Source organism: Streptomyces sp. NPDC059456, assembly GCF_042750055.1.
GTDB lineage: Bacteria > Actinomycetota > Actinomycetes > Streptomycetales > Streptomycetaceae > Streptomyces.
Genome location: NZ_JBHYVA010000303.1, coordinates 1 through 9,434 on the forward strand (window position 1 = coordinate 1; position 9,434 = coordinate 9,434).

Here is a 9,434-nt window from a genome sequence, read left to right on the forward strand (position 1 = left end):
GGCCCTTGGACGGTCCAACGCCATACCTTGCTGCCTGGTCTGGGGCCGAAGTGGTCTGCCCCTTCAAGCTGTTGTCGGCTGGATTCGACAGGGTCGAGCTCGCCGCCGGGGTGTTGGTGTGGTGAGGTTCGAAGGGCATGCAGACTCCTGCGGGGAAAGTGTGAATTGGCTGCCTGACGGTCCCGAGGCGGGCGGATGCCAGCAGGCGAGGGAGGCTGTCCGGTCCCGGTCGGCAGGTGGGCACGGTCCCCCATGGACCTCCGGCGAGGGGACCGGGCCAGAGGGCGTGATGGGGACCGGCGGCTCGGGCTATGCCCGGATGGGAGCGGGGGCGCGGTTCGGGACCGCGTCGGTGGTCGGGTCCGGGACCGTCAGGTTTCGGGGACCGGACAGGGGCTGCCCTTGCCCGGGACAACAGCGTGCTGACCTGCGGTGATTATCGGTCAGTGCCCGGTTGGGGTTTCGGTGGGGGACGGTGCGCGGTGCTCGATGAGGCGCTTCTGCAGCACCCCGAGGCGCTCGTTGCTGACGGTGTGGTCCGCTTCCTTGAGGGCCTTGCGCATGGCGCTCAGGGATGGCTTCCCGTCGAGCGTGGCCACGACGGCCAGGAGTTCGTCCTCCTCACCGGTTTTCGGTCGGCCGACCTTGCGTGTGGGCACCAGCGGTTCCTGCTCTCGGGGACCGTCGGCGGCAGGCACGCGTGGGGCGTAGTGGTTCGGGGGATCCACCAGCTGCTCGAGTTCTGGGTCGGGGTGGGGTCCGCGGACCGGAGCGTCGTCCTGAGGGCGAGATGCGGCGACCGAGGTGGGTTGGCCGCCTCGGGTATTGGGTGTGCACCGGTGTGCGTGTTCGGGGTCGACGAGGCGCTGGTGGATCTGGCGCATGAGGGCGCCGAAGGCGACAAGGGCGGCTGCCGGGGGTATCGCGGCGACCACGTAGTCCAGTGTCGGGACACTGCCGGTGCCGTGTGCGCCGCTCACGCCTGCGACGTTCAGGGCGATCGAGCCGATCGAGCCGGCGGCGGTCAGCACGATGGCCCACCAGTCCGTGGTCCGGCGCAGGCCAGCCCGCAGCATCAGCAGCTCGCCGGAGATGATGAACGCGTCGAGCGTGGCGGGCCATGCCCACTTCCTGGCAGGCGAGGCGTCCAGGCCGTGTTGTCCTGCGACCTCGGCGAGGTGGGCGTAGGAGAGCCAGAACCCTGTGGCGGTCAGGGCGACGATCACGCATCCGGCGGCGGCCAGCACGTACTGGTCGGCGGTTCGGCTGCCAGATGCGGGGGCGGCAGGTGCGGGCAAAGCGGGTGCACTCCATGGGTGGGAAGTCGGCGGCCGACTGGGGCCGCCGTGGATGGGTGGAAGTCGTCCCACTCGTCCCGTGCCTGGTCAGGGCAGGTACGGGTGACGTGGGGATACGGGTTGGACTCGTCCCGGCCCGGCGACCGGTCCCCGTGCTGACCTCGTCCGATACGAGTGGGACGGGTCAAGGAGGGTCCGGCGCGGCAGCGGGGTTCTCGGGCGCAGGGTGGCTTGGCGCGGGTGCTGGTACGGATTGATCCGTCCCGACCTCGCGAGCCGTCCCCGCCCTGACCTGCACTGATACGAGTGGTACGGGTCTATGCGGAACAAGCCCCGGTGCCTGGAGCGACGCCGTGCGGCCATAACGGCAGGTCTGCGCGCTGCGACGCTTGTCGCCCTGGGACGGGTGGGACGAGTGGGGACGGTCAGGCCCCGGAGGGCTCCGACGGGGTTTCCGGCGGGCAGTACCTGTCCCAGGCGTCGGTGAACTGGGCGCGGGTGAAGCCCTTGGCCTGGATTCCCTCGGGGAAGCGGCGCGTGGAGGAGCCGATGTCGTAGGGCTTCAGCAGTAGTTGCAGGCGGCGCGGCCCCAGGCCCTTGGCGCCGTCGTCGGCCCACGGCGCCTCCTCGTCGCGGTTGAGCAGGCCGAGGATCGTCTTGGTGGGCAGGGCAGCCGGATTGCCGCAGGCGGCGAAGACGCGGCGGATGTCGACCAGGATGCGGGTGTGCAGGGAGTTGTCCTGATCGTGGGCCGCCTCGTGTGCGGTCATCACCCGGCATGCGGCGCGGGCACGCTCAGGCCAGCCGCCTCCGGCGAGGTCCGCGACGATGACCAGCGCCTCCCAAGTGTCCGCAGCCCGGTCTTCCACCGGCATGGAGACGGGCATGAGCCTCGTGGCCTCCTTCCCGCGCGGGCGCAGCCACGCGGCGAGGCGGTCGCGTACGGCGTGCAGGGCGGGGGTGTCGCGGAAGGCGCGGAACTCCGAGACGGTCTCGCCGTTCCTGCGGCGCCGCATCCGCATGACCACGGACCGGTCCATGATCGTGTCGGGCAGATCGCCGATTCCGGCGAGGGCGGCCATCGCGAAGGTGTGGAAGCGGACCACCTCGTGGTTCGGCCCTGCGACGCGCAGCGTGTAACGGCTCTTCTGGAAGCCCGCGTTGAGCAGGCCCCGAAGCTCCTCGTTCTTCTCCGCGACCTTCGCCGATCCGAAGATCGTGTCGACCTCGTCCACCAGCAGGGTCGGCGGATCCGACTCGCCGATCGACCGGAAGATCGCCGCCGCCGAGGCGTTCACGGTGATCAGCGGGTCGTGGACGGTCTCGGTGATCACGTCCAGGAGGCGCGACTTCCCGCACCGCTTCGCCGGACCCACCACCGCCAGGCGCGGCGCGTGCTGCCAGACCGTCTGCAGGTGCGTGGCTGCCACCCACAGGGTCACCGCAGTGAGCGCCTCGGTGCTCGGCAGCACCACGTACCGCTGGATCTGCGCGGCCAGGTCGAACAGCGCCTGGTCTCCTTGCGAACGGGGGCCGATCGGGGCGGAGTCGGGCTGGGAGGGGGAGGTCTGCGGCTCGGCTACTGCGTCCTCCTGGGCGGTGCGGTCGGCATCAGGCTGGCCGGGGACCGCCACCGGCGGCCAGAGCGCCTTCGTGGGCGCGGCAGCGGGGTCGGAGGTGTTGGGCATCAAGGGGGCGGCTCCTTTGCTGGCGGCCGGGTTGGCGGCCACCTCTCGGAAATTGGGCGGGAAATCCGGCTGGGCCGGGGTGCGTGGACAAGACAGCCACACCCCAGGCCCAGAAGTCCAGAGATTGCTCTAACACTCCTGAAAACTTTTTCGGCCTCATAACCGTAGACCCGGAATCCCGGTCGGCGAAATCACTGCCGACGGTCGGTGCATCGCTCACGGCAGACAGGGAAAGGGTTCCCAAAGGTCCGCAGCGGAAGCTACAACACACCAATGCCACCGCGATCTCTTGAAATCGGACCCGCAGGCCGCGCTGCCGCCCAGGCCATCGAGCGCACCCGTGTCGCCCGCGGTTACTCCCAGCGCCAGCTCGCTGCCCGCGTCCGCGCCCTGGGCCGGCCCATGACCTTCACTGCGCTCTCGCGCCTGGAACGCACCGTCCGGCGCTGCGATGTCGACGACCTCGTCGCCATCGCCGCCGCCCTCGGAACCCCGCCCCAGACCCTCCTCGGGAACCCGCCGACGGCCGGAGCGGGCGAAATATAGCCGACGATCCCCGGTTTCCCAAACCGGGGATTCTCCAGACCATTGGTGTTCCCGGTACGCCAGCCGTCCCGTTCCTAGCCACACCCCTGCCCATTTCACGAGAGGACACTCTTGCGTCGATCGCCGATAACCCCTGCCCGAAAAATCCTCGCCGCCGATGGAGCGGGCGGGAAGAGTCGGAAATCAATTGCCGAGGAATCCAGTGCCGTGAAGGAGGTGACGACAAACGACCGTCTGCTCACGGTCGAAGAAGCCGCAGAGCGCCTCGGCACCGGCGTGCGCTTTATCCGCCGCCTCATTGCTGAGCGGCGTATCCGCTACGTCAAGCTCGGCAAGCACGTCCGCATCGCCGACAGCGTGCTGACCGCGTACATCGACGCGAGCACCGTCCCCACCCTCCGCGAAGCGCGTTCCCGCTTCGGGAAGGCGGCCTGATGGCGGCCCGCAAGCCGCAGCGGCGGCGCGAATTCGGCACCACCCGCCAGCTCCCGTCCGGTCGTTGGCAGGCGCGGTACTGGGCTCCCGACGGCAGTCGGCGCACGGCCCCGGAGACCTTCGCGACGAAGACCGACGCGCAGGACTGGCTCACGCTCACCAAGGCGGACATCCAGCGCAACCACTGGACCGACCCCGACGTGGGCAAGGTCAACTTCGAGGAGTACGCGCTCAAGTGGGTGGACGAGCGGGGCCTCGCCGCCACCACGGACGAGCTGTACCGCCGGCTCCTGCGCCTGCACGTCCTCCCCGGCTTCGGTGACCTCGACCTGGACGAGATCACCCCGCCGACCGTGCGGACCTGGCGGGCCGAGCGCCTGGCCGCCACCGGCGCCACGACCGTCGCCAAGTCCTACCGGCTGCTGAAGGCCATCATGGAGACGGCGACCGACGACGAGCTGATCCGCCGCAACCCGTGCCGCATCAGGGGCGCGGGAAGCGAGCAGGCCAAGGAGCGCTCGACCGCGACCGTCGCCCAGGTCGACGCCCTCGCCGAAGCCATGGGCCCGCGCTGGCGGCTGATGGTCTACTTCTGCGCCTACGGCCCGATGCGCCCGGAGGAGCAGGCGGCCCTGCGCCGAACCTCGGTCACCCTGGACCCCCTCGCCGTACGGATCACCGAGGCTGCCCCGGAACTGAACACCGGACGCCGCGTCGAGGGCGACACCAAGTCGGCGGCGGGCGTCCGCACCATCCACCTGCCGGCCTTCCTCTACATGGAGGTCAAGCGGCACCTGGACTGGTTCGCGGAGAAGGAGCCCGACGGGCTGCTGTTCGTAGGGGAGAAGGGAGCGCCGTTCCGGCGCACGACCTTCGGCCGGAAGTGGGCCAAGGCCCGCGCGAAGGTCGGCCTGCCGAAGGGCTTCCGCTTCTACGACCTGCGCCACACCGGGCACACCCTCTCCACCCAGTCCGGCGCGACCCTCAAGGACACGATGGTCCGCGCCGGACAGTCCTCGGAGAAGGCCGCGATGATCTACCAGCACTCCGACGACGAACGTCAGCAGGAGGTCGCAGGGGGCATCGACGCCCGGGTACGCGCTGCCCGCGTCAAGGGAGCGGTGAAGAGGCAGGCGAAGGGCGCTTGACGATCGGTGGGGGAGGGGAGGGAGGCGTCTCGCCCTTCCTCCCCTCACCGGCTCTCTGGGTGCCGTTGGACCCGAACAGCAGCGGCGGCGCTCGTCGATGGCCCGTCTACGGCCGTGCTGTGTCGAGAGGAAACCTGGCGCTCAGACACACCTCCATGCGTCGAGGAAGGCTTTCCGCTCAGCCGGATCAGCTGATTTGTGATCCGCGTGCAGGACCCGCCAGGCGGTGAGTTCGAGATCCCGGAGCCACAGCTCGCCGATGACCTGCGTCTTGAGGTCGGGGAGGTGGTCGGATTCGGCGAGCGCCTGGCCGATTACCTCTCCGGCTGCGACGCGCTGGGGCGGGGTCATCTCGTCGACAGCCGAGAGGATCTGACCGGCCAGACCGGTGCCTTCTCCGGCCAGCGAACTCAGTACGAACGTCTTGATGTTGGCGGGCAGCAGGTAGAGGGAGCCTGAGGTCCTCCACAGGTCCGACCAGAAGCGTTCTCCGGCCTCGGTGGGAGCGGGGAGCGCGGCCAGCAGTCCGAGGAGGTGAGCGGTGGCCGCGTACCCATCGGAGTGGGCGGATGCGACGACGGCGATGTCGGCGACGCGCTCCACGTCGATTCGGCCCGCTTCGAGGCGTGGGTCCAGTCCCAGTCGCTGTTCCAGCTGGTGGGAAAGGGGGGCGGATGCGTGGGAGCGGAACTCGGGAAGCATCGGCGGTCCTTGAACGTAGGAGAGCGGAGAGGCCCGTTCGGAAGCCCTGATCGTTCCCATGGCCCGCCGACTTACACGACTTCCACGGCCCCAGTTGGGGCAGGCCTCCAGGGCCGGAACCATGGGGCGGCTGAACAGGCCATGTCCGGCGGTGCCGGCCCGGTGGTCCGAGGCAGGTCTCGGGCCATGCTCCTAACATGAGCACGTGGTTGCCAGTGACGCCCAGCAGTCCGAGGCAGGAAGGGAAGCAGTGTCCCGCGACGACGTCGAAACCGGCGGTGTGTCTTCCGCACCGACGGTCGGAGGCTGCGAGGCAAGTGGTCCTCCCTCCGGATCGCACCGTGCCAAGGCCGCCGAGGACTCCCACCCGGTTGCCGACCTGGTCGAGCGAGCGGCCGATCTGGTGGAGCCGATCAAGCCGAAGCTACGAGGCTGGCTTCACGCCGGAATGGTCCCCGCATCGCTGGCCGCGGGCATCGTCCTCATCTGCCTGGCTGGGACGCCGCACGCCACCCTGGCCTGCACCGTGTACTCCGTCACCGCCTGGATGCTGTTCGGGACGAGCGCCGTCTACCACCTCGGCACGTGGGGACCACTCGGTGAGGCCGTTCTGCGTCGCCTCGACCACGCCAACATCTTCCTGATCATCGCCGGCACCTGTACCCCGCTTGCCGTGCTCCTTCTCCCCCCTGACCAGCGGTCCGTCCTGCTGTGGATCGTGTGGACGGGCGCTCTGGCCGGCATCGCCTTCCGTGTCCTGTGGGTCGGAGCTCCCCGCTGGCTGTACACCCCCTGCTACCTGGCCCTGGGCTGGGCACCGGTGCGTTACCTGCCCGACTTCCTAGACAGTGGTGGGGCGCCCGTACTCGCCTTGATCGTGACCGGCGGGCTTCTCTACAGTGCGGGCGCGGTTGTCTACGCCCTTCAGCGCCCCGACCCCTCACCCCGCTGGTTTGGCTTCCACGAGGTCTTCCACGCCCTGACCGTGGCAGCCTTCACCGCGCACTACATCGCCATCTCCTTCACCGTCTACTGAGCACGGCAATGTTCTGCCCGGGGGCTGCTGTCGCCCTGGGGCGGGCGAGTTGCCGTTGGCTTCGGGTCAGGGTGCGAGGGGGCGGCGGAGGGAGAGGTAGTAGTTGCCGACGGCTGACAGGTAGCGGTGGTCAGCCGTTTCGCTGTCGGTGGTGAACTGGGGAGCGGCTTTGATCTCTTCCAGGGTCCCTGAAACCTTTACCGTCCGTGTTTCGGTGTCGATGCTGGCGACGGCGCCGGCCGGGATCAGAATGCTCTTGCCGAACACCCACACGCCGGTGTCGACGACCAGGTGTTGCATGCCGGGCTGGTCCTGCTGGCGGTCCACGTGCCCGATGGTTCCGTCAGCCGCCTCAACCGTGAACCCCACCAGTGACTGCCGGGACGTGTAGCCGCTGTCCTGCGCGTACATCCACACACCGCTCACAACCCCGTCTCCTCACGCTCGGCTCGAAGGCGGCGGCCACAGCCACACCGCCGGCTTGAATCGTCCATCCCCATGCCCCGGTGCTTGCCTCGTAACCGGGTCCTCAGAGGATTCCGGGCGCGCGTGCTATGCCGGTGACCGGGCAGCGTCCCCGAGTAGGGCCGATGCCTGCTGTTCGGGTGAACCAGTCAGGCAGCGCGGCCTGCGCGGGCAGCAGCAGCCACCTGGCGTGCGGGTCCTCGGGCAGGGTTGAGCACGGTCGGCCTCGCGGGTTTCCCGGATCTGTGCCGGCCGTGGTCACAGGCTGCGACCCCAGATGGATGGCTCCGCGACGAGGCAGTGGGGGCCGACCGTAAGGCATCGGGCGCTCGGAAAGAGCGTCAGGGAGCAGTTCTCGTGGAGGGGCCGGCCCCACGGTGTCGGAGGAGGAGAGGAGCGGTCATGCCCCCAATCGAGGAGCGAGATCCAGGCGCCCATCAGGGACGCGCCGGCGGAGAGCAGCTGGTGGAGGTGGACCTTGCGGGCGTGCTCGCGGCAGCGGAATCCGCCTCCCCTGTGGAGTCACTGGACGTCGTCGCACGGATGCTCAGGGACCGCCTGAACGCTGCTGCGGTCTCGTTCCTGATCGTCGACTTCACCGGGTCGTCAGTGGTCCGGCTCGGGGCAGCCGACAGCGTCGAGTCCGACGAGCCCCCTGAGCGCGTCGCTCTGCCCGGCACCCTCTACGCGGACGCGTTGCGCACACAGCGGCCGGCCCTCCAGCGAGAGGGCAACAGCCGGGTCAGGGTCGTGGCGCCCGTCACCAACCGCGGCGACGCCATCGGCCTGCTCGAACTCTTCCTGCCGGATCACCCCGACGAAGACGCGATGAGGCAGATCGGCGCGACCGCTCACGCCCTGGCCTACATCGTGATCGCCAATCGGTCCTTCACCGACGTCTACCAATGGGGTCGCCGTACACGGCCCCTGAACCTGGCCGCCGAGATCCAGCACCGACTCCTGCCCACCTCACTGGCGTGTGAGGCAGCCCAGTTCACGGTCGCCGGAGCGCTGGAACCGGCCACGCACGTCGGCGGTGACACTTTCGACTACGTCGTCGACCGCGACACCATGCAACTCTCCGTCACCGATGCCATGGGCCACGACGTGGAAGCCGCGCTACTCGCCACCCTCGCAGTGGGCGCCCTTCGCAGGGCCAGGCGTGCCGGCGCCGAGCTCGAAGTGCAGGCATTGGAGGCCAACCGGGCCGTCATCGACCACGGCAGCCGGGGCTTCGTCACCGGCCAGCTGCTGCACGTCAGCCTGCTCGACGGGACTACTCAGTTCGTCAACGCCGGGCATCCCTGGCCGCTGCGCCTCAGGCGGGAAAGGGTCGAGCAGATCGTTCCCGAGGTCGATCTTCCCTTCGGTATCCAGCCACGTACCGCCTATCGGGTGCAGCGGCTGGACCTGCAGCCGGGTGACCGCCTCGTGATGCTCACCGACGGCATGCTCGAGCGCCGCGCTGTGGAGGTAGATCTGCCCTCCCTGGTTGTGCGCACGGGCGATCTCCACCCCCGCGAGGCCTCCCGCGCTCTGGTCGCCGAGATTCTGCGCGCGCATGGCGGCCGTCTCCAGGACGACGCGACGGTCATGTGCCTGGATTGGCACGGTACCCACCAGGTCACACGCAGCGCTGACGCCGGGGCGGACCTGGCGGAGGCGTCCGCACCCGAATAGCACTCCTTCGACGACCGAGGCCCGCCGATCCCGACGGGCACACTCGGGTCAGGCCGAGGACGGCGGCGCGGATGATTCGGCGGCGCGGCGGTACTCGGCGTTGATGCGCTGGGCTTCCTCGAGCTGGTCTTCGAGGATGATGATGCGGCAGGCGGCCTCGATGGGGGTGCCCTGGTCGACGAGTTCCCGGGCGCGGGCGGCAATGCGCAGCTGGTAGCGGGAGTAGCGGCGGTGGCCGCCCTCGGAGCGGAGCGGGGTGATCAGGCGGGCTTCGCCGATGGCGCGGAGGAAGCCCTGGGTGGTGCCGAGCATGGCGGCGGCCCGGCCCATCGTGTAGGCGGGGTAGTCGTCGTCGTCGAGACGGCCGAACGAATCCTCTGCTGTCATTGAACCTCTCTCATGGAACGCGTCGAGGGGCCCTGGTGCTGTATGGCAC

The 9,434-nt window shown here is 69.4% G+C and carries 10 protein-coding genes; 5 read left to right on the top strand and 5 right to left on the bottom strand.

Annotated features, from left to right (window positions below; genetic code table 11):
- Nucleotides 1-443: 443 nt before the first annotated feature.
- Together ACFXA3_RS24220 and ACFXA3_RS24225 are read right to left on the bottom strand one after the other, a co-directional pair.
- On the bottom strand, nucleotides 444-1,298 hold the full coding sequence (locus ACFXA3_RS24220) for a DUF2637 domain-containing protein (RefSeq protein ID WP_385190029.1): 855 nt from the start codon (nucleotides 1,296-1,298) through the stop codon (nucleotides 444-446).
- A 425-nt stretch (nucleotides 1,299-1,723) separates the two neighbouring features.
- On the bottom strand, nucleotides 1,724-2,986 hold the full coding sequence (locus ACFXA3_RS24225; RefSeq protein ID WP_385190032.1) for a DUF3631 domain-containing protein: 1,263 nt from the start codon (nucleotides 2,984-2,986) through the stop codon (nucleotides 1,724-1,726).
- 273 nt (nucleotides 2,987-3,259) lie between these two features.
- On the opposite strand from ACFXA3_RS24225, the gene ACFXA3_RS24230 reads away from it, so the two are divergent.
- The 3 genes from ACFXA3_RS24230 to ACFXA3_RS24240 all read left to right on the top strand — a co-directional run bounded on the left by ACFXA3_RS24230 (nucleotide 3,260) and on the right by ACFXA3_RS24240 (nucleotide 5,115).
- Nucleotides 3,260-3,532: a helix-turn-helix domain-containing protein gene (locus ACFXA3_RS24230; protein WP_385190035.1), complete on the top strand. Its 273-nt coding sequence runs from the start codon at nucleotides 3,260-3,262 to the stop codon at nucleotides 3,530-3,532.
- 216 nt (nucleotides 3,533-3,748) lie between these two features.
- Nucleotides 3,749-3,967, top strand: a complete 219-nt coding sequence (locus ACFXA3_RS24235) for an excisionase family DNA-binding protein (protein WP_385130261.1) — start codon at nucleotides 3,749-3,751, stop codon at nucleotides 3,965-3,967.
- Nucleotides 3,967-5,115: a tyrosine-type recombinase/integrase gene (locus ACFXA3_RS24240; protein ID WP_385190037.1), complete on the top strand. Its 1,149-nt coding sequence runs from the start codon at nucleotides 3,967-3,969 to the stop codon at nucleotides 5,113-5,115. The genes ACFXA3_RS24235 and ACFXA3_RS24240 overlap by 1 nt, the downstream gene beginning before the upstream one ends.
- Nucleotides 5,116-5,256: 141 nt before the next feature.
- Here the strand turns inward: ACFXA3_RS24240 and ACFXA3_RS24245 are convergent, their stop codons facing one another.
- Nucleotides 5,257-5,817 carry a hypothetical protein gene (locus tag ACFXA3_RS24245; protein WP_266594587.1) on the bottom strand — a complete coding sequence of 187 codons (561 nt, stop codon included), beginning with the start codon at nucleotides 5,815-5,817 and terminating at the stop codon, nucleotides 5,257-5,259.
- Nucleotides 5,818-6,022: 205 nt separating this feature from the next.
- On the opposite strand from ACFXA3_RS24245, the gene ACFXA3_RS24250 reads away from it, so the two are divergent.
- Nucleotides 6,023-6,853, top strand: coding sequence for a hemolysin III family protein (locus ACFXA3_RS24250; RefSeq protein ID WP_385190040.1), 831 nt, complete (start codon nucleotides 6,023-6,025; stop codon nucleotides 6,851-6,853).
- A gap of 66 nt (nucleotides 6,854-6,919) precedes the next feature.
- Here ACFXA3_RS24250 and ACFXA3_RS24255 read toward each other — a convergent pair whose 3' ends face one another.
- Complete coding sequence (locus ACFXA3_RS24255; protein WP_385190042.1) at nucleotides 6,920-7,279, bottom strand: PRC-barrel domain containing protein; 360 nt, start codon at nucleotides 7,277-7,279, stop codon at nucleotides 6,920-6,922.
- Nucleotides 7,280-7,789: 510 nt separating this feature from the next.
- Between ACFXA3_RS24255 and ACFXA3_RS24260 the strand changes: the two genes are divergently transcribed.
- On the top strand, nucleotides 7,790-8,998 hold the full coding sequence (locus tag ACFXA3_RS24260; RefSeq protein ID WP_385190047.1) for a PP2C family protein-serine/threonine phosphatase: 1,209 nt from the start codon (nucleotides 7,790-7,792) through the stop codon (nucleotides 8,996-8,998).
- 48 nt (nucleotides 8,999-9,046) lie between these two features.
- On the opposite strand, the gene ACFXA3_RS24265 is transcribed toward ACFXA3_RS24260, so the two are convergent.
- The gene (locus ACFXA3_RS24265) at nucleotides 9,047-9,385 is read right to left on the bottom strand and encodes a MerR family transcriptional regulator (protein ID WP_385190045.1); all 339 of its coding nucleotides are present in this window, start codon (nucleotides 9,383-9,385) and stop codon (nucleotides 9,047-9,049) included.
- Nucleotides 9,386-9,434 lie beyond the last annotated feature (49 nt).